The 18,862-nt window shown below is 59.3% G+C and carries 15 protein-coding genes; 2 read left to right on the plus strand and 13 right to left on the minus strand.

Annotated elements, in window-relative coordinates; all coding sequences use genetic code 11:
- Positions 1-1,266 carry a L,D-transpeptidase family protein gene (locus CPY51_RS00815; RefSeq protein WP_111158153.1) on the plus strand — a complete coding sequence of 422 codons (1,266 nt, stop codon included), beginning with the start codon at positions 1-3 and terminating at the stop codon, positions 1,264-1,266.
- Between the two features lie 13 nt (positions 1,267-1,279).
- Here the strand turns inward: CPY51_RS00815 and dnaE are convergent, their stop codons facing one another.
- The gene (dnaE, locus tag CPY51_RS00820) at positions 1,280-4,774 is read right to left on the minus strand and encodes a DNA polymerase III subunit alpha (RefSeq protein WP_111158154.1); all 3,495 of its coding nucleotides are present in this window, start codon (positions 4,772-4,774) and stop codon (positions 1,280-1,282) included.
- A gap of 395 nt (positions 4,775-5,169) precedes the next feature.
- On the opposite strand from dnaE, the gene CPY51_RS00825 reads away from it, so the two are divergent.
- A complete protein-coding gene (locus CPY51_RS00825; protein WP_111158155.1) occupies positions 5,170-5,637 on the plus strand; it encodes a DUF5680 domain-containing protein in 468 nt (155 codons plus the stop codon).
- Between the two features lie 12 nt (positions 5,638-5,649).
- On the opposite strand, the gene CPY51_RS00830 is transcribed toward CPY51_RS00825, so the two are convergent.
- From CPY51_RS00830 to CPY51_RS00885, 12 genes are all read right to left on the minus strand, one after another.
- A complete protein-coding gene (locus tag CPY51_RS00830; RefSeq protein WP_111158156.1) occupies positions 5,650-6,333 on the minus strand; it encodes an ABC transporter ATP-binding protein in 684 nt (227 codons plus the stop codon).
- A gap of 15 nt (positions 6,334-6,348) precedes the next feature.
- Positions 6,349-7,662, minus strand: a complete 1,314-nt coding sequence (locus CPY51_RS00835; RefSeq protein ID WP_111158157.1) for a lipoprotein-releasing ABC transporter permease subunit — start codon at positions 7,660-7,662, stop codon at positions 6,349-6,351.
- A gap of 15 nt (positions 7,663-7,677) precedes the next feature.
- Entirely contained in the window at positions 7,678-9,000 is a 1,323-nt protein-coding gene (proS, locus tag CPY51_RS00840; protein WP_111158158.1) for a proline--tRNA ligase, read from the minus strand.
- A gap of 582 nt (positions 9,001-9,582) precedes the next feature.
- Positions 9,583-9,858, minus strand: coding sequence for a DUF1467 family protein (locus CPY51_RS00845; RefSeq protein WP_111158159.1), 276 nt, complete (start codon positions 9,856-9,858; stop codon positions 9,583-9,585).
- A 113-nt stretch (positions 9,859-9,971) separates the two neighbouring features.
- On the minus strand, positions 9,972-10,376 hold the full coding sequence (gene mce / locus CPY51_RS00850) for a methylmalonyl-CoA epimerase (RefSeq protein WP_111158160.1): 405 nt from the start codon (positions 10,374-10,376) through the stop codon (positions 9,972-9,974).
- Positions 10,377-10,400: 24 nt separating this feature from the next.
- Positions 10,401-12,068 carry a ribonuclease J gene (locus tag CPY51_RS00855; protein WP_111158161.1) on the minus strand — a complete coding sequence of 556 codons (1,668 nt, stop codon included), beginning with the start codon at positions 12,066-12,068 and terminating at the stop codon, positions 10,401-10,403.
- A gap of 16 nt (positions 12,069-12,084) precedes the next feature.
- Positions 12,085-12,849 carry a biotin--[acetyl-CoA-carboxylase] ligase gene (locus tag CPY51_RS00860; protein ID WP_111158162.1) on the minus strand — a complete coding sequence of 255 codons (765 nt, stop codon included), beginning with the start codon at positions 12,847-12,849 and terminating at the stop codon, positions 12,085-12,087.
- Entirely contained in the window at positions 12,849-14,291 is a 1,443-nt protein-coding gene (gene nuoN, locus CPY51_RS00865) for an NADH-quinone oxidoreductase subunit NuoN (RefSeq protein WP_111158163.1), read from the minus strand. Before nuoN ends, CPY51_RS00860 begins: the two co-directional genes overlap by 1 nt.
- Before the next feature lie 18 nt (positions 14,292-14,309).
- Positions 14,310-15,821, minus strand: a complete 1,512-nt coding sequence (locus CPY51_RS00870; RefSeq protein ID WP_111158164.1) for an NADH-quinone oxidoreductase subunit M — start codon at positions 15,819-15,821, stop codon at positions 14,310-14,312.
- Complete coding sequence (nuoL, locus tag CPY51_RS00875) at positions 15,821-17,809, minus strand: NADH-quinone oxidoreductase subunit L (RefSeq protein ID WP_111158165.1); 1,989 nt, start codon at positions 17,807-17,809, stop codon at positions 15,821-15,823. Before nuoL ends, CPY51_RS00870 begins: the two co-directional genes overlap by 1 nt.
- A gap of 7 nt (positions 17,810-17,816) precedes the next feature.
- Complete coding sequence (gene nuoK / locus CPY51_RS00880) at positions 17,817-18,125, minus strand: NADH-quinone oxidoreductase subunit NuoK (protein ID WP_111158166.1); 309 nt, start codon at positions 18,123-18,125, stop codon at positions 17,817-17,819.
- Positions 18,126-18,156: 31 nt separating this feature from the next.
- Positions 18,157-18,771, minus strand: coding sequence for an NADH-quinone oxidoreductase subunit J (locus CPY51_RS00885; RefSeq protein WP_111158167.1), 615 nt, complete (start codon positions 18,769-18,771; stop codon positions 18,157-18,159).
- Positions 18,772-18,862: the final 91 nt, after the last annotated feature.

Genomic DNA, 18,862 nt, shown 5'->3' on the forward strand with positions numbered 1-18,862 from the left:
ATGTTGCGTCTTTTCCTGGGGATCGGCCTGCTCTCGGCCACCGCCCTTACCCCTCCCGCGTTTGCAGCGGATGCGCGCACTCTGCAGATCGTTGTTTCAACGGACAGGCAGTCACTTGCCGTCTATGACGGCGATCAGGTCGTGGCGACGTCGAAAGTCTCGACAGGAAAACAGGGTCACTCGACGCCGAACGGCATCTTCTCCATACTGGAGAAGGAGCGCTACCATGCTTCGAATATCTACTCGAATTCGCCCATGCCCTTCATGCAGCGGCTGACCTGGTCCGGTATCGCGCTGCATGAATCGGGGTATGTGCCGGGATATCCGGCCTCGCACGGCTGCGTGCGCATGCCGAAATCCTTTGCCCAGAAGCTCTATCAGATGACGGCTCCCGGAGTGCACGTGGTCATCACCAACCAGCCGCTCGTTCCGCAACCGATCGAGCACGCAACGCTGTTTCAGCCATCCGCTCCCGCACTGGACCTGCCGTTGTTTTCCGATCTGCAACTGCGGCCGACCAACGCCGCCTTCCTCCCAAAGAGCGAACCGATCCAGGTGGCGACGAACGATACGGCCTCTCTGCCAGTTCCTCCCGCTGCCCCCCGGCTCGCACTTGCCGACCAGGCGCCATTGCGGATCCTGATCACGCGACGGGACCTGCGTGGGAATGTCCGCGATCTTCAAGCTCTGCTGACCGGCATGGGCTACGATGCTGGCGCGCCTGACGGGATGCTGGGACCGACGACGGTGCAGGCAATCCAGGATTTCAAGAAGGCCCACAATGTCACGACAACCGGCGGGCTGGTGAGCGCCGAACTGATGAAAGCAGTCTACGCCATCGCCGGTAAGGGCGAACCGCCGAACGGCGAGGTGATGGTGCGCCAGGCCTTCAAGCCGGTGTTCGAGGCGCCCGCCGCCATCGCCGATCCCGAAGAGGCGCTCGGCACGCATTTCTTCACCGCTCATGACGTCGACAAGATCGACGGCAAGGCCGAGTGGTATGGCGTGACATTGGAAAACAACCTGTCGCGAGACGCCATGAAGCGGCTCGGTATTACCAGCGAGGAACAATCGGGTTCGCTCAATGCCGCCGGCCATGCTCTCGACCGGATCACCATTCCCGACGATGCGCGCCGAAAAATCGAGGATATGTTGACCGCCGGATCTTCGCTGACCATCTCCGATACCGGCGTCGGCCCCGAGACCGGCGACGGCACCGATTTCATCACTATCACCAAGAACGGCGGTTCTTCGAACAGGGGCTGAGTACGTCAGCCCCTCATACCAGTTCCACGTCGATAACACCCGGCGCGGAGCGGAGTGCTGCGGCTATCTCCGGTGTGATGCGGTATTTGTTCGGCAGTTCGACCTCGACCTCCCGCTTGCCCTCTTCCTTGATGACGATGAAGGAGACGAGGCCGTCGCCCTTGGCATTCAAATGGGCCGAGACCATCTTCAAAGGTCCGGAGTCCCTGATATAGACGCGCAACGCCTTCTGCATCTGCAGTGATTTCTCTTCCAGCGACTGGACCGTCTGCAGCCTGAGGCTGATGCCCTCCGGACGCTCTTCAGCAGCCGCCGTGATGACGAAGGATTTGCCGGCCTCCAGCACGTCGCGATACTGCGCCAGCATCTCCGAGAACATGACAGCCTCGAATTGGCCCGACGAATCTGAAAAGACGAAGATGCCCATCTTGTTGCCGGTCCGCGTCTTGCGCTCCTGCTTAGAGATGACGGTTCCGGCAAGCCGCGCATTGCCGGCGCCCTGCTTCACCGCTGCCGAGAAATCGGCGAAGGTCTGGACGCGCAACTTCGTAAGGACCGCGTTGTAGGCATCCAGTGGGTGGGCGGTGAGGTAGAAGCCCAGCACCTGAAATTCCCGCAACAGGCGCTCCGAGGCAAGCCAGGGCGTGAAGGGCGGGAAGGAGATCCGCTCCGGGCCTGAGCCTGAGCCACTGCCGAACATATCGGACTGGCCGCTGCGCTTGTTTTCCTGCGCGAGTTGCGCGTAGCCGATAACCCGGTCCAATCCGCCGATGACCTGCGCGCGGTCGATGCCGAAACAATCGAACGCTCCGGCGAAAAGCAGGCTTTCCAGCACCCGGCGATTGATCTGCTTCGGATCGATGCGCAGGCAGAAGTCCTCGAGGCTGGCAAACGGCGTATCGCCACGCACCTCGACGATATGGTCGACCGCCGATTCTCCGACACCCTTGATCGCGGCCAGCGCATAATAGATGCGGTTGTCTCCCGTCTGGAAATGACGGAAGGAGGTCTGCACCGATGGCGCCACCACCTCGATGCCGAGGCGCTTGGCATCCTGGCGGAAGTCGTTGACCTTTTCGGTGTTGGCCATATCGAGCGTCATCGAGGCGGCCAGAAACTCCACCGGATAGTGCGCCTTCATATAGGCGGTCTGGTAGGAGACAATCGCGTAGGCCGCTGCATGCGACTTGTTGAAGCCGTAGTTGGCAAACTTTGCGAGCAGGTCGAAGATCATATCCGACTGCGGCTTCGAAACGCCGTTCCTCATCGACCCCTCGACGAAACGGGCCCGCTGCTGGTCCATTTCCGCCTTGATCTTCTTGCCCATGGCGCGGCGCAGAAGGTCGGCCTCGCCGAGCGAATAGCCGGAAAGCACCTGCGCGATCTGCATCACCTGTTCCTGATAGACGATGACGCCCTGCGTTTCCTTCAGCAGATGGTCGATCATCGGATGGATCGATTCCAGCTCCTCCTCACCGTGCTTGCGGGCATTGTAAACCGGAATGTTTTCCATCGGACCCGGTCGATAAAGCGCCACCAACGCAATGATGTCCTCGATGCAGTCCGGCCGCATGCCGAGCAACGCCTTACGCATGCCCTGGCTTTCCACCTGGAACACGCCGACCGTCTCGCCGCGCGAAAGCTTGTCGTAAGTCTCCTTGTCGTCGAGCGGGATGGTGGCCAGATTGATCGATATGCCACGCGTGGCCACGAAATCCACGGCCGTTTTCAGAACCGTCAGCGTCTTCAGTCCGAGAAAGTCGAACTTGACCAAGCCCGCCTGCTCGACCCACTTCATGTTGAACTGGGTGACCGGCATATCCGAGCGCGGATCGCGATACATCGGAACCAGCTTCGACAGCGGTCGATCGCCGATGACGATGCCGGCTGCATGCGTCGAGGCGTGGCGATAGAGGCCCTCGATCTTCTGCGCGATGTCGAGCAGCCGGGCGACAACAGGCTCCTTGTCGGCCTCCTCCTGGAAACGCGGCTCTTCTTCGATCGCCTTTGCCAATGTGGTCGGATTGGCCGGGTTGTTTGGTACCAGCTTGCAGATCCTGTCGACCTGTCCGTAGGGCATTTCAAGCACACGACCGACGTCGCGTAGTGCTGCGCGAGCTTGCAGCGATCCGAAGGTGATGATTTGCGCCACCTGCTCGCGACCGTATTTCTGCTGGACGTAGCGGATCACCTCTTCGCGGCGATCCTGGCAGAAGTCGATATCGAAGTCCGGCATGGAGACGCGTTCCGGATTGAGGAAGCGCTCGAACAGAAGTGAGAAACGCAACGGATCGACATCGGTGATGGTCAATGCATAGGCGACCAGCGAGCCCGCGCCCGAACCGCGACCGGGGCCAACGGGGATGTCATGCTGCTTTGCCCATTTGATGAAATCGGCAACGATCAGGAAGTAACCCGGAAACTTCATGCGCTCGATGACGCTGAGTTCGAATTCCAGCCGGTCGCGATAAACTTTTTCCTCATATCCCGGCGCCATGCCGAGCGTGGCCAGACGCATGTCGAGGCCCTCGACTGCCTGGTTGCGCAGTTCCAGCGCCTCCGCCCGCTCCGCCTCTTCGGCATCATCGGTGGCGCCCGTGAAACGCGGCAGGATCGGTTTTCTCGTATCGAGCACGAAAGCGCAGCGCTCGGCGATCTCGACGGTATTTGCCAGAGCCTCCGGCAGATCGGCGAAGAGTTTTGCCATGTCGGCCCGGCTCTTCAGATAGTGGTCCGGCGTCAGGCGGAAACGGCTGTCGTCCGAGACGATAGCATTGTGAGCGACGGCCATCAGCGCATCATGGGCGTCATAATCGTCGCGTGTGGGAAAGAACGCCTCGTTGGTCGCGACCAACGGCAGGTCGTGCTCATAAGCCAGCGTCACCATTTTCTGCTCATGCCGGCGATCGAAAGTTCCGTGCCGCTGAAGCTCGACGTAAAGCCGATCACCGAACAGTCGCTTCAACTGAAGAATTCGGGCTAGTGCCAGCGCCGGATGGCCTTCTTTGAAGGCCAGGTCGACGGGACCACCAACCGACCCCGTCAGAGCGATCAAGCCCTCGGTGCCTATTTCCTCAAGCCAGGACGCATTGATATGGACTGTCTGACTGCTGTCGCCGCCAAGGTATGCGCGGCTGACCAAATCGACAAGACGCTCGTAGCCCCGATCGGACGCGGCGAGAAGTACGATCGCCGGAAGCTTGGCAAGCGCATGCTGACCGCTGCGCTTTTCAGTTTCGCCACCGTCTTCCATATCGATCGACACCTGGCAGCCGATGATCGGCTGCAAGCCCTCCTCCATCGCCTTTTGAGAAAACTCCAGCGCGACGAAGAGATTGTTCGTATCGGTGATGGCGATTGCCGGCTGATTGTCGCCGACTGCCTTGGCCAGGATCTTCTTGAGAGGCAAAGCGCCTTCAAGAAGGGAATAGGCGGAGTGGACTCGCAGATGCACAAAACCCGGCGACGGCCCCAGAGGGACGCCTGCACTGCCATTTGCTTCCGCCATAATAAGCCTTCTCGTACGCCCGAATGAATCGGGCCCATTGTCGGCATTGCGGAAGACAGAGTCCAGACGTTATCCCGTAAATCACAGCTGCAGCGGCGCCGTCGGCCGGTTGAAAATCACATCGCCATTACGATGATAGAAAAGCTGGCGACAAACATGACGATGGAGGTAAACGCGGCGACGTCTCTGATAAAGTCAGTCATTAGGCCTCTCCTTGCTCGTTATGTTTCCTGTATGTTCCATTTATGTTCACGAGTCAATCGCAATTTCGGTGAATTTATTGCGATTGTTAACGGTGCCAGCGAATGGAGCGAGTTTTTCTATGTTCCCTATATGTTCTTTACAGCGGTGATGGGATATGCAACTCTACGTTATGGATCGACACGGAGCGGAACATGTGGAGCCTGGCCGAACTGAATGATTTCATCGTCTATGCGAAGTCGAACAGCTATGTCGCCGGTGCCGAGCCGTCGACGTCATGCCGCCAGGGTTCACACGACATCGGCTATGCGGTCGGCGGATGGCGCTACCTTGACAGCTATTTCGGCGGCACGGATTTTGCCGGCCAGGAAGTGGTTTGGGCTAATGAAGAGCCGGTATGGGCGATGAACTATTTCGGGCGGATTTTGGAGCCGATGCTGATCGACGCGGCGATAGCAGGAAAAGTCATCAAAGCCGCACTGCAGTATATGTATGTCGAAGAGAAGAGATTTCTCGGCGGTCTGGATTTCGACCATGAACTCGCCCGTTATCACGATCGCAATATTGGCGATTGCGCCCATTTCAGCGGGCGCGAGGTCATTGTGGTGGCCGGGCGGGAGGCTTATGAATTGTACTACCGCGGCGGGTTGATCAAACCTTGAGCGTGACCTTTATCAAAATTCGACCACCTTGCCGTCGCTGATAGTGACGCGACGGTCCATGCGTGCTGCGAGGTCGTGGTTGTGTGTGGCGATCAGGGCCGCCAGTCCGGATTGGCGGACAAGCGCCTCTAGTGCGTCAAAAACGTAATGCGCGGTTTCAGGATCGAGATTGCCGGTGGGCTCGTCGGCAAAAAGGACCAAGGGCGCATTGGCGACGGCACGAGCGATTGCGACACGCTGCTGTTCGCCGCCGGAAAGTTCGGTGGGACGGTGCTCGCCGCGATGGCCGATGCGCATGTAATCCAGCAACTGGCTCGCGCGCTGACGCGCCTCCTTCCAGGGAAGGCCGGCGATCAATTGCGGCATCATGATATTTTCGATGGCCGAGAATTCCGGCAGGAGATGGTGAAATTGGTACACGAACCCGATCTCGTTGCGACGGATCGCAGTGCGCCGTTCGTCCGAGAGCCCGTTGCAAGGGTTGCCGTTGATCGTAACATCGCCGGCATCGGGATGTTCGAGCAGGCCTGCCACGTGCAGCAACGTTGATTTGCCGGTGCCCGACGGCGCTACAAGGGCGACGATCTCGCCACGATGCAGTGAAAAATCCGCACCTTTCAAAATGGAGAGAACCGTTTCACCCTGGCCGTAATGGCGTTCGATGCCGGTAAGCTGCAGAACGACGTTTCGTTTCATGAAATACAGGGGTCCCTATTCGTAGCGCAGCGCTTGCACCGGATCGAGCCGCGAGGCGCGCCAGGCGGGAAAGATGGTGGCGAGGAATGACAGGCCGAGCGCCATGACGACAACGGTGACCGTCTCGCCGATGTCCATTTCCGCCGGCAGCTTGCTGAGGAAATAAAGCTGAGGGTCGAACAGAATCGTGCCCGACACCCAGGAAAAGAATTGGCGGATCGACTCGATATTTACGCAGACGACAACGCCGAGAAGGACGCCGCCGAGCGTGCCGACGATGCCGATCGCCGCGCCGGTCATGAAGAAAATGCGCATGATCGCCCCAGAGCTCGCCCCCATGGTGCGCAGGATGGCGATGTCGCTGCCCTTGTCCTTCACCAGCATGATAAGGCCGGAGATGATATTCAGGGCGGCGACCAGGACAATCATTGTCAGGATCATGAACATCACGTTGCGTTCAACTTCAAGGGCGGAAAAGAATGTCTCGTTGCGTTGACGCCAGTCGGTCAGGAAGACCTGCCGCCCGGCCGCCGCCTCGACCTGCGGCCTCAACGCCTCGACTTCATCCGGCTTGGTGATGAACAGTTCGATCGATTGCACGATACCGGGCGCGTTGAAATAGAGCTGCGCTTCCTCGAGCGGCATGAAGATGATCGAGGCATCGTATTCCGACATGCCGATCTCGAAGATGCCCGAGACTGTATAGGATTTCACACGTGGATTGACGCCGAAGGGCGTGACGTCACCATCAGGCGCTATAAGGGTGATCTGGTCGCCGGCGGAAAGGCCCAGTTGCTGCGCCATGCGTGAGCCGACGAGGACCCCCCCGCCCGCGGCAAAGCCGACGAGATCGCCCGATTTGATGTTGCCGGAAATGGTCTTGAGCTTGGTCAGGTCCTCGGCGCGCATGCCGCGGACAAGGGCGCCGGTTCCAGCCCCGCCCTTGCCGGAGGCAAGCGTTTCACCTTCGACAAGCGGTATCGCCATGGTGACACCGGGGACTGCTGCAAATTTCTGCGCAAGCGCTGCGTAGTCGTTCAACGGCGTGTCGACCGGCTGGACAATGATGTGGCCGTTGAGGCCGAGGATGCGTGTGATCAGCTCGGTGCGGAAGCCGTTCATGACGGCCATGACGATGATCAGGGTCGCGACACCCAGCATGATGCCGATGAACGAGAAGCCGGCGATGACGGAGATGAAAGCCTCTTTGCGCCGGGCGCGCAGATAGCGCCAGGCGACCAGCCGTTCGAAGACTGAAAACGGACGCGACGCAGGACCTGCGACTGATGTCTTTGCCTGCTGATCCACTGCCGCGCTGCTTACCGCCATTCGTCTATCCTTCAATCAGCCAACAAGTCGGTTGACCGCCGCTTCAATCGTCATTGTCTCGCGCGCGCCGGTCTTGCGATCCTTGACTTCCACTTCGCCGCTTGCGACGGAGCGCGGACCAACGATGACCTGCACCGGCACACCGATCAAATCCGCCGTGGCGAATTTGGTTCCCGCGCGGTCGTCACGGTCGTCGAGCAGCACGTCCTTGCCGGCCTTCATGAACGCGGAATAAAGCTTTTCGCAGGCAGAATCACAGGCTTCGTCGCCGGACTTCATGTTGATCACAACAATGTCGAATGGCGCCACGGAGGCCGGCCAGATGATACCGTTTTCATCATGCGACGCTTCGATGATGGCAGGCACCAGCCGGGTCGGGCCGATCCCATAGGAGCCCATGTGAACGAAGTGCTCCTTGCCGTCGGGTCCCTGGACCTTGGCGCCCATCGGCTCTGAGTATTTTTCGCCGAAATAGAAGATGTGGCCAACTTCGATGCCGCGGGCTGAAAGGCGCTCAGCTTCTGGAATGGCGCTAAAGGCAGCCTCGTCGTGCATTTCGGACGTGGCCGCGTAGACTGACGTCCATTGGTCGAAGATGCTCTGCAACCCTGCGACATCATCGAAATCCGTATCCGCCGAAGGAATGTCGAAATTGACGAAATCCTTGTGGCTGAACACTTCCGATTCGCCGGTATCCGCCAGGATGATGAACTCGTGGCTAAGATTGCCGCCGATCGGGCCGGTATCCGCGCGCATCGGGATAGCGCGCAGACCCAGCCGCGAAAATGTCCTGAGATAGGCAGCAAACATCTTGCGGTAGGAATGCTCGGCGCCCTCGCGCGTGAGGTCGAAGGAATAGGCATCCTTCATCAGGAATTCGCGCGAACGCATGGTGCCGAACCGCGGACGGATCTCGTCACGGAACTTGAGCTGGATATGATAGAGGTTGAGCGGCAGATCCTTGTAGGACTTGACGTAGGAACGGAAGATGTCCGTCACCATCTCTTCGTTGGTCGGGCCGTACAGCATGGGCCGGTCCTGCCGGTCCCTGATGCGCAGCATTTCCTTGCCGTAGGCATCGTAGCGTCCGCTTTCCTGCCAGAGCTCGGCCGACTGAAGCGTCGGCATCGACAACTCGATGGCGCCGGCGCGGTTCTGCTCTTCGCGGACGATGGCGTTGACCTTGTCGAGAACGCGCTTGCCAAGCGGCAGCCAGGAATAGATCCCCTGCGATTGCTGGCGTATCATGCCGGCGCGCAACATCAGCCTGTGGGAAACGATTTCCGCTTCCTTGGGGTTCTCCTTCAGGATCGGCATGAAGTAACGTGACAGACGCATGGCAACTTCCAGATGGTTTGACGGGTTCTCGGCGTGGAATCGCACAATAAGTTAATGCTGGAGGCGTTCATATCTGCTTCGTCGGCGGAAAGAAACCCGCATCTCGGCAGCCATCGCGCGATGGCTCTAAATGGCTTCAAAGAGAACGCTAAATTTTTAGCGCACTTCAAAAATACGCGTATTTATAAGGTGTTATAAGAAAAACTTGTCAACAGAAAAATTTTGCGCGAGTGTAGCAAAAATGCAAAAAAACAGATGACAAAGCTTATTCTTTGAGCTAGTTTCAGCCCACAAAAGAGGCAAGGAGGTTAAATTCTTGTCGTTCTCGCGGTCAAGTCTTGGGAGGATCAGATCTTAGGCGCGCTAGTCGCTGCCCCGGCAACGGATAAGGATCACGCGAAACTTAAAAACAAGGCTAACCGCCTTGTTTTTTTTTGCCTTCGCGTCAACTCCCCCCGCGTTCAAACAAATGAGGCGATTTTATCGCACGAAAAAATGGCCGCAGCGCCTGCCGAGCAGGTCGACGCGGGTGTTGTTTGCCCTAAAAGTGTGACGGCCTCGTGACACACCGTTTCATCGCGATCACTGGTAGCGGGGAACGATGACCGGGATCGAATCTATGTTGATGCCAAGATAGTTCGAACAGATGAACCAGGTCCCGTAGATCACGCCCGAAACCAGGGTCGTCAGCAAAACGACTCGCACCGCACGAAATTTCGTCGGGGCACTGGCGACGGTACCGAGGACGACCTCGTTGTCTTCTTCCTGGGTTCGCATGCCGATCGGCAGGATGGCGAACAGCGTGATCCACCAGACGACGAAGTAAACCGCCAGCGTCGACAGAATTGGTTGGATCATGTTTCTGCTCCCTCAGGCATGCGCATTTGGCCGCCAGGCGGCGCGCTCTTCCTCACGCCATATCTATAGAACCAAAGGTGCCGTCGTTCAAAGCGTGCGATAGCGCTCTAATGTCACAGTTGCTCGAGTTCGATCAGCGTCCCGAAGAAATCCTTGGGGTGCAGGAAGAGCACTGATTTCCCGTGGGCGCCGATCTTCGGCTCGCCGTTGCCAAGCACCCTCGCCCCAGAGGCAACCAGATGGTCGCGGGCTGCGAGGATGTCGTCGACCTCGTAGCAGATGTGATGCATGCCGCCGTCGGGGTTTTTTGTCAGGAAGGCGGCGATCGGCGATCCCTCGCCGAGCGGCTCCAGCAGTTCGACCTTGGCGTTCGGCAGGCCAACGAAAACGACAGTTACGCCATGCTCCGGCAAGGGCTGGGGCTGGGAGACCGAAGCGCCGAGCTGGTCGCGATATGCAGCCGTTGCCGCCGCCAGATCCGGCACGGCAATCGCAACGTGATTGACGCGTCCGAGCATCGACACCTCCCTGTCGGCCTATTCTCAGACCTTGTTCATGAAGACTGTAACGACAGGCTTCTTTCCCCAGATGTTGTTCGCGGTGGATCGAACTGCACGGCGCACCGCCTCCTGCAGCATGTCCAGATCCTTGCGGCGTGCGCGCGGGATGCTTTCGACGGCGCTGACGACCGCGTCGAACAGCGTATCTTCCATCTCCTCGCCCTCGTCGTCATAGATCGGCAGGCCAATGGCAACAACATCCGGATCTCCGATGATATCGAACTTGCCGTCGAGCACGACGCCAACCGAAACATGGCCGGCAAAGGACAGCTTCTTGCGATCGCCGATGCCCATCTCCTCGAAATCGCCGATCAGCGAACCGTCCTTGTAGATCCGACCATGCGGCACGTCATCGATGACCTCGACCGGTCCGGGCGCGAGACGTAGCATGTTGCCGTTCCTGACGCGGGGCACGAGCGAAATACCGGACTGCTCGGCGAGTTCCTTTTGCGCGACGAGATGGGCTGCCTCGCCGTGTACCGGAACGAGGACCTTCGGCCTGGTCCATTGGTACATCTTCTGTAGCTCGTTGCGGCGGGGGTGGCCGGAAACGTGGACCAGGGCTTCGTTGTCGGTAACGATATGAATCCCCTGCTCCACCAGGCCGTTCTTGATATCCTGGATGGCTTTTTCGTTGCCCGGGATGGCGCGCGAGGAAAACACGACGATATCGCCGGAGGTCAGTGCAACATTGCGCATCTCGTCGCGGGAGAGCTTTGCGAGTGCTGCGCGCGGCTCACCCTGGCTGCCGGTCAAGATTACGACGACCTTGTCCCGCGGGATGTAGCCATATTCATCTTCGGCAATGAACGGCTTCACGCCTTCCATCAGCCCAACGTCGCGGGCGACATTGGCAACACGCTTCAGCGAACTGCCGAGCAGGAGGATTTCGCGGCCGGCTGCTTCTGCCGCCTCGGCGACGGTGCGGATACGCCCGACATTCGAGGAGAAGGTGGTGATCGCGACCCGTCCTTCGGCATTCTCGATTATGTTGCGCAGTGATTCCGAGACATCTTTTTCCGAAGGCGAAACGCCGTCACGCATGGCGTTCGTCGAATCGCACATCAGCGCCAGGATGCCTTCGTCGCCGAGCTGGCGGAAGCGGGCTTCGTCGGTGAGCGGGCCGAGCGACGGCTCGTGATCGATCTTCCAGTCGCCGGTGTGGAGGATATTGCCGAGCGGCGTGCGGATCATCAGCGACATCGGCTCGGGGATCGAATGATTGACCGCGACGCCCTCAACACTGAACGGGCCGATGTTAACGCGATCACCTGCCTTGAAGGGCGTGATCGGAATTTCGCCGCGCGATTTCTCGTAATTGCGCTTCGCTTCCAGCATGCCTGACGTAAAGCCCGAGGCATAGACGGGCACATTGAGACCCGGCCACAGATCGTTCAACGCGCCGTAGTGGTCTTCATGCGCGTGGGTGATGATGATCGCCTTGAGATTCTTGCGCTCCTTGGCGAGGAACCGGATATCAGGCAGGACGAGATCGACGCCTGGCAAGTCCGGTCCTGGAAAGGTCACGCCGCAATCGACCATGATCCACTGCCGGTGGTCCTTGGGCCCGTAGCCGTAGAGCGCGAGATTCATACCGATCTCGCCTACACCGCCAAGCGGAAGGAACACCAATTCGTCTTGGTTCGCCATACTGTTCTTTAATCCATCATCCGAAAAAGACATCGCCTGCGGCGATCATCACGATCCTGCCTGCACCGGTGTCGAGCATCAACAAGCCACTATCATCGATTCCTGCGAAATGGCCGGAAATCGACCGCTCGGGCAGGTTTACTGTTATCTTTTCGCCTATGCCGCAGGCGACGTGTCGCCACTGCGCAGTTATCTCCCGGATGCCCCGGCCGCTGTCCCACACATCGAGCGCTTCTGCCATCGACGCGTAGAGATGCGCGAAAAGCTCTTCCGATGACACGGACGCTCCCTGCTCGCGCAGGCACGTCACCGGATATAGCGGGTTTTCGGGCATGGAGGAAACATTGATACCGACGCCGATGATCAGCGCATAGCGCCCATCGGGCAAGGCTTCACCCTCGATCAGGATGCCGCAGGTCTTCTTTCGCCCGATCAGGATATCGTTCGGCCATTTTACCTCGACCTTCTCCGATGCCGGCGGCAGGACTTCACGCACCGCCTGGTGTACCGCGACCGCGACCGCCAGCGGCAGCGAGCCGAGGCGCTCCAGCGGAGCGGGATCGATCAGCAGAAGGGAGGCATAGAGATTGCCTGGCTCGGAAACCCAGGCGCGACCACGGCGACCGCGGCCACCGGTCTGGCGCTCCGCGGTAACCCACAGATTGCCGGCGTCGCCAGCACGGGCGCGGGCCATGCATTCGCTATTGGTAGAAGTCGTTTCTAAAAGCGCGTCGTGCCGGAAGTCGACAAGCGACTTCCGGCGTCCGGTTTTGTCAGCCATCAAAACAGCGTCGCGGCGGCCAGATCGGCGGCGCCGCCAATCGGACCGCCGATGAGGACGTAAGCGATCACGAATAGGCCAGAGAGACCATAGACGAGGCGCAATTCGCCGGCGGGGCGCGTGAACTCGTCGGTCGCCTCATCGAACCACATGACCTTGACGACGCGCAGATAGTAGTAGGCGCCGACAACCGATGCCAGCACGCCGATGATTGCCAGCGCATAGAGCTTGGCCTCGATCGCCGCGACGAACACGAAGTACTTCGCGAAGAAGCCTGCCAACGGAGGGATACCGGCCAGCGAGAACATCAGGGCGGTCAGCACCGTTGCCATGAACGGATTGGTCGAGGAAAGGCCGGCGAGATCGCTGATGCTCTCGACATGGCGGCCGTCCTTGCGGCGCATCGCCATGATGCAGGCGAAGGTGCCGAGCGTCATGATCATGTAGATGACCATGTAAAGCATCACGCCGGACACGCCGGTCTTGTTGCCGGCGGCGAGACCAACCAGCGCGTAGCCCATGTGGCCGATGGACGAATATGCCATCAGTCGCTTGAAGTTGCGCTGACCGATAGCAGCGAAGGAGCCAAGCACCATCGACGCAATCGAGATGAACACGATGATCTGCTGCCAATCGTGGAGGATCGGCTGGAAGGCCGTAATAACCAGGCGTGTCAGGATCGCCATGGCCGCGACCTTTGGGGCGCCAGCCAGGAAAGCGGTGACCGGGGTCGGCGCGCCTTCGTATACGTCAGGCGTCCACATGTGAAACGGCACGGCGGAAATCTTGAACGCGAGGCCGGCAAGCACGAAGACCAGGCCGAAGACGAGGCCCAGCGAACGAGTTTCGGACGACAGCGCCAGGGCAATCGCGTCAAAGGTGGTATGGCCGGTGAAGCCATAGACCAGCGACATGCCGTAGAGCATCATTCCCGACGAAAGGGCTCCGAGGACAAAATATTTGAGGCCGGCTTCCGTCGACTTCAGGCTGTCGCGATTGATGGCGCAGACGACGTAGAGTGCCAGCGACTGCAGCTCCAGCGACAGATAGAGCGATATCAGGTCGTGGGCCGAGATCATCAGCAGGATGCCGAGGGTCGCCAGCAACAGCAGCACCGGGAACTCGAAACGATCCAGCTGCTGCTCGCGCGCCTGGCCGATCGTCATGAACATCGCGACGCTCGAGCCGATCAGCGCAACGATCTTCATGAAGCGCGAGAAGCCGTCGGAAAGATAGGCGCCGCCATAGCCGAGACCGACGCTCGGGACAAAAATGATCCAGAGGCCGGCGACGATCAGCAGGGCGATCGCAAGTACGGTCACGAAGGGACCGGACCGTTCCCCGGCGAAGACGCCGATCATCAGCAGCGCAAGCGCACCGATCGCGAGAATGATCTCCGGGAAGGAGAGCTGCAGACTGGCAAAAATTGTGTCAGCGGTCATAGCCAAAAAGTCCCGTCATCATTTCATCGACAGCGCAACGTCGTGCGCGGCGTGCAGGGCTGCAGTGTAGTTGTTCACGAGCAGGTCCACCGAGGCGGCCGTCGCGTCGAAGATCGGAGCCGGATAGACGCCAAAGAAGATCGTCAGTGCAATCAGCGGATAGAGAATGAGCTGTTCGCGCGGCGAAAGATCCAGCAGAGCCTTCAGCTTTTCCTTTTCCAGCGCGCCGAAGATCACGCGGCGGTAGAGCCAGAGCGCATAGGCAGCCGACAGGATGACGCCGGTTGCCGCGAACAGCGCGACCCAGGTGTTGACGCGGAAGGCGCCGATCAGGGTCAGGAATTCGCCGATGAAGCCCGAGGTGCCGGGAAGACCGACATTGGCCATGGTGAAGATCATCATCGCCACTGCATATTTCGGCATGTTGTTGACGAGGCCGCCATAAGCCGCGATGTCGCGGGTATGGGTGCGGTCGTAGACAACGCCGACGCAGAGGAAGAGCGCGCCGGAGACGATGCCGTGCGACAGCATCTGGAAGATCGCGCCCTGCACACCTTGAGTATTGGCGGCAAAGACACCCATGGTCACATAACCCATGTGCGCCACCGACGAGTATGCGATCAGCTTCTTGATATCCTCCTGCATCAGGGCCACCAGCGAGGTGTAGATAATCGCGATGACGGAGAGCGAGAAGACGAAGGGTGCAAAATAGGCCGACGCGTCCGGGAACATCGCCAGCGAGAAGCGGATCAGGCCGTAACCGCCGAGCTTCAGCATGACACCGGCAAGGATAACCGAGCCTGCCGTCGGCGCCTGGACGTGTGCGTCGGGCAACCATGTATGCACCGGCCACATCGGCATCTTCACGGCGAAGGACGCGAAGAAGGCAAGCCATAGCCATGTCTGCATATGCGGCGGGAACTTGTAGGCAAGCAGCGCGGTGATATCGGTCGTTCCGGACTGCCAATACATCGCCATGATGGCGAGCAGCATCAGGACCGAGCCGAGCAGCGTATAGAGGAAGAACTTGTAGCTGGCGTAGACGCGATCCTTGCCACCCCAGACGCCGATGATCAGGAACATCGGGATCAGGCCGGCTTCGAAGAAGACGTAGAACAGCACGATATCAAGCGACACGAAGACGCCTGTCATCATGGTCTCGAGGACCAGGAAGGCGATCATGTATTCCTTGAGGCGCTTCTCGACCGAGAGCCAGCTCGCCAGCACGCAGAAGGGCATCAGGAAGGTGGTGAGGATGACGAACAGCATGGAGATGCCGTCGACGCCGAGATGATAGCCGATACCCGTGCCGAGCCAGCCGTGCGTCTCGACCATCTGGAAACCCGGATTGGCGTTATCGAAGCCGATCCAGATGAACAGCGACACGACGAAGGTGAAGACGGTCGTCAGCAGCGAGATGTTGAGGATGTTGCGACGGCCGTTCGGGCCGTCCTCGCGCATCAGAAGCAGGAGCACCACGCCGACCAGCGGCAGGAAGGTGACCGTTGAAAGAATAGGCCAATCGGTCATCAAAGGGCACTCCCGAGCATCATCCAGGTAACGAGGGCTGCAATTCCGAGCAGCATCGCGAAGGCGTAGTGGTAGAGATATCCGGTCTGCAGGCGAACCACGCGGTTGGTGACGTCAACGACTCGGGCCGCGACACCGTTCGGGCCGTAGGTATCGATGATGCCGCCATCCCCCTGCTTCCAGAGGAAGCGTCCGAGCCGCTTGGCGGTGCGAACGAACAGGAAGTCGTAGAGCTCGTCGAAGTACCACTTGTTCAGCAGGAACTGATAGAGAATCCGATGCTGACGAGCGAGGATCTTCGGCGTTTCGGGCGACCTGATATACATGTACCAGGCGGTCACGAAGCCGAGCACCATGGCGATGAACGGGCTGAGCTCGACCCAGGCCGGCACATGCTCCATCTCCTCGAGAATTTTGTTGTCCGGCAACAGGAACAGCGCACCCTTCCAGAAGCCCTCGAAATTCTCCCCGATGAATTCGCTGTGGAAGACGACGCCGGCAAAGACTGCGCCGAGTGCCAGGAGATAAAGCGGGATGAGCATGACGTTCGGCGACTCGTGAACATGATGCATGACCTCGTGCGAAGCGCGCGGCTTGCCGTAGAAGGTCATGAAAATCAATCGCCAGGAATAGAAGCTCGTGAACAATGCTGCAATGACCAGCAGCGTAAACGCGAAGCCTGCGACTGGGCTATGCGAGGCATAGGAAGCCTCGATGATGGCATCCTTGGAGAAGAAGCCGGCAAAGCCAATCGGCGTGAAGGGAACACCGACGCCCGTAATGGCGAGAGTGCCGATGATCATCATCCAGTAGGTCAGCTTGATATGGTGACGCAGGCCGCCCATGCGGCGCATATCCTGCTCATCGCCGACGGCATGGATGACCGAGCCGGCGCAGAGGAACAGAAGCGCCTTGAAGAAGGCGTGGGTGAACAGGTGGAAGATCGCAGGACCATAGGCGCCGACGCCGAGTGCCACGAACATGTAGCCGAGCTGCGAGCAGGTCGAATAGGCGATGACGCGCTTGATGTCGTTCTGGACGAGACCGACGGTGGCCGCGAAGAATGCGGTAATCGCGCCGATGGCGGTCACGAACATGAGCGCATCCGGCGACAGCTCAAACAGCGGCGACATGCGGGCGACCAGGAAGACGCCGGCGGTAACCATGGTCGCGGCATGGATGAGCGCCGACACAGGCGTCGGGCCTTCCATCGCGTCCGGAAGCCAGGTGTGCAGCAGGAATTGTGCCGACTTGCCCATGGCGCCCATGAAGAGAAGCAGGCAGATGCCGGTCAGCGCTTGCGAGTGATTGAGCTTCATGCCGAAGAGATTGAGCGCTATGTCGCCGGCAGGGGCAGAGGCGAAGCTCTGCGCATTGCCGAAGATGACGTCGAAATTGATCGAGCCGAAGAGGACGAAGATGCCGGCGATGCCGAGCACGAAACCGAAGTCGCCGACGCGGTTGACGACGAAGGCCTTTATCGCAGCGGCAGATGCGGACGGCTTCTTGAACCAGAAGCCGATGAGCAGATAGGAGGCCAGGCCGACGCCTTCCCAGCCGAAGAACATCTGTGCCAGGTTGTCGGAGGTCACCAGCATCAACATCGCGAAGGTGAAAAGCGACAGATAGGCAAAGAAGCGCGGCCGATGCGGATCGTGATGCATGTAGCCGATCGAATAGACGTGCACGAGCGTCGAGACCGTGTTGACGACGATGAGCATCACTGACGTCAGCGTATCGATCCGCAACGACCAGGAGGCATCGATGCCTCCGGACTGTATCCAGCGCAGGACTTCGACCTTGATCGGCCCCTCATGTGGCGCGCCGAGAGCGACGGTGAAGAAGACGATCCAGGACAGGATAGCCGACACGATCATCAGGCCGGTGGTAACGTATTCCGATGCCTTGGCGCCGATCGCGCGGCCGAAAAGGCCGGCAATCAGGAAGCCGATCAAGGGAAGAAAGACGATAGCCTTATATAGAAACATAGCTGTATCAGCCCTTCATCATATTGACGTCTTCCACGGCGATCGAACCGCGGTTTCGGTAGAAGACAACGAGAATAGCAAGCCCGATGGCCGCCTCGGCAGCAGCAACGGTCAGGATGAACAGGGCAAAGACCTGCCCGACGATATCGTTGAGGAAGGAAGAGAAGGCGATCATGTTGATATTGACCGCAAGCAGGATCAGCTCGACCGACATCAGGATGATGATGACGTTCTTCCTGTTCAAGAAGATGCCGAAGACGCCGAGCACGAAGAGGATGGCGCTGACCGTGAGGTAGTGGGAAAGTCCGATGACCATGTTGTTGTTCCTTTAACCCTCGCGTCTCAGCTCAAACGCCCTGCCCGGGCTTGACCTTGACCACCTCGACGGCGGTCGCGGGCGTGCGGGCAACCTGTTGCGGAATATTCTGGCGCTTGATGTTGAGGCGATGCCTCAGCGTCAGGACGATGGCGCCGATCATCGCAACCAGCAGCACAAGACCGGCGATCTGGAAGAAATAAACGTAGTTGGTATAGAGCACGTCGCCGAGGGCGGCGGTGTTCGTCTTGGCGGAGAGTGCCGGGATCGGCATCGCGACCGTCTTGGCGATGACAGGTGAAATTACGCTGCCGCCGACCACGACGATCAGTTCCGCTGCCAGGATAATGCCGACAAGCGCGCCGATCGGCGCATATGCCAGGATGCCCGAGCGGAGTTCGGCAAAGTCGATATCCAGCATCATCACGACGAAGAGGAAGAGAACCGCCACGGCGCCGACATAAACGACGAGCAGGATCATCGCCAGAAACTCTGCCCCTAGAAGAAGGAAGAGCCCGGCCGCGTTGAAAAAGGTCAGGATGAGGAACAGGACCGAATGGACCGGGTTCCGCGCCGAAATGACCATGAACGCCGACGCCACCGCGATAAAGGCGAACAGATAGAAAAAAAGAGCCTGCAGACCCATGTTGGTGCCTTTTTCATCTTCCCTCGGGCAGTTGGCGCCCGAACAGTCGGGAGTGTCCCTGCCCGATCGAACTCCGCTCGCAATTGCGCGG

It is taken from the genome of Arminella tubonensis (assembly GCF_003240585.1).
Lineage (GTDB): Bacteria > Pseudomonadota > Alphaproteobacteria > Rhizobiales > Rhizobiaceae > Rhizobium > Rhizobium tubonense.

What these genes read in the sequence shown, in the direction of transcription:
- CPY51_RS00815 (WP_111158153.1), top strand. Translation starts at nt 1, where the DNA reads ATGTTGCGTCTTTTCCTGGGGATCGGCCTGCTCTCGGCCACCGCCCTT.
- dnaE (WP_111158154.1), bottom strand. Translation starts at nt 4,774, where the DNA reads ATGGCGGAAGCAAATGGCAGTGCAGGCGTCCCTCTGGGGCCGTCGCCG.
- CPY51_RS00825 (WP_111158155.1), top strand. Translation starts at nt 5,170, where the DNA reads ATGTGGAGCCTGGCCGAACTGAATGATTTCATCGTCTATGCGAAGTCG.
- CPY51_RS00830 (WP_111158156.1), bottom strand. Translation starts at nt 6,333, where the DNA reads ATGAAACGAAACGTCGTTCTGCAGCTTACCGGCATCGAACGCCATTAC.
- CPY51_RS00835 (WP_111158157.1), bottom strand. Translation starts at nt 7,662, where the DNA reads ATGGCGGTAAGCAGCGCGGCAGTGGATCAGCAGGCAAAGACATCAGTC.
- proS (WP_111158158.1), bottom strand. Translation starts at nt 9,000, where the DNA reads ATGCGTCTGTCACGTTACTTCATGCCGATCCTGAAGGAGAACCCCAAG.
- CPY51_RS00845 (WP_111158159.1), bottom strand. Translation starts at nt 9,858, where the DNA reads ATGATCCAACCAATTCTGTCGACGCTGGCGGTTTACTTCGTCGTCTGG.
- mce (WP_111158160.1), bottom strand. Translation starts at nt 10,376, where the DNA reads ATGCTCGGACGCGTCAATCACGTTGCGATTGCCGTGCCGGATCTGGCG.
- CPY51_RS00855 (WP_111158161.1), bottom strand. Translation starts at nt 12,068, where the DNA reads ATGGCGAACCAAGACGAATTGGTGTTCCTTCCGCTTGGCGGTGTAGGC.
- CPY51_RS00860 (WP_111158162.1), bottom strand. Translation starts at nt 12,849, where the DNA reads ATGGCTGACAAAACCGGACGCCGGAAGTCGCTTGTCGACTTCCGGCAC.
- nuoN (WP_111158163.1), bottom strand. Translation starts at nt 14,291, where the DNA reads ATGACCGCTGACACAATTTTTGCCAGTCTGCAGCTCTCCTTCCCGGAG.
- CPY51_RS00870 (WP_111158164.1), bottom strand. Translation starts at nt 15,821, where the DNA reads ATGACCGATTGGCCTATTCTTTCAACGGTCACCTTCCTGCCGCTGGTC.
- nuoL (WP_111158165.1), bottom strand. Translation starts at nt 17,809, where the DNA reads ATGTTTCTATATAAGGCTATCGTCTTTCTTCCCTTGATCGGCTTCCTG.
- nuoK (WP_111158166.1), bottom strand. Translation starts at nt 18,125, where the DNA reads ATGGTCATCGGACTTTCCCACTACCTCACGGTCAGCGCCATCCTCTTC.
- CPY51_RS00885 (WP_111158167.1), bottom strand. Translation starts at nt 18,771, where the DNA reads ATGGGTCTGCAGGCTCTTTTTTTCTATCTGTTCGCCTTTATCGCGGTG.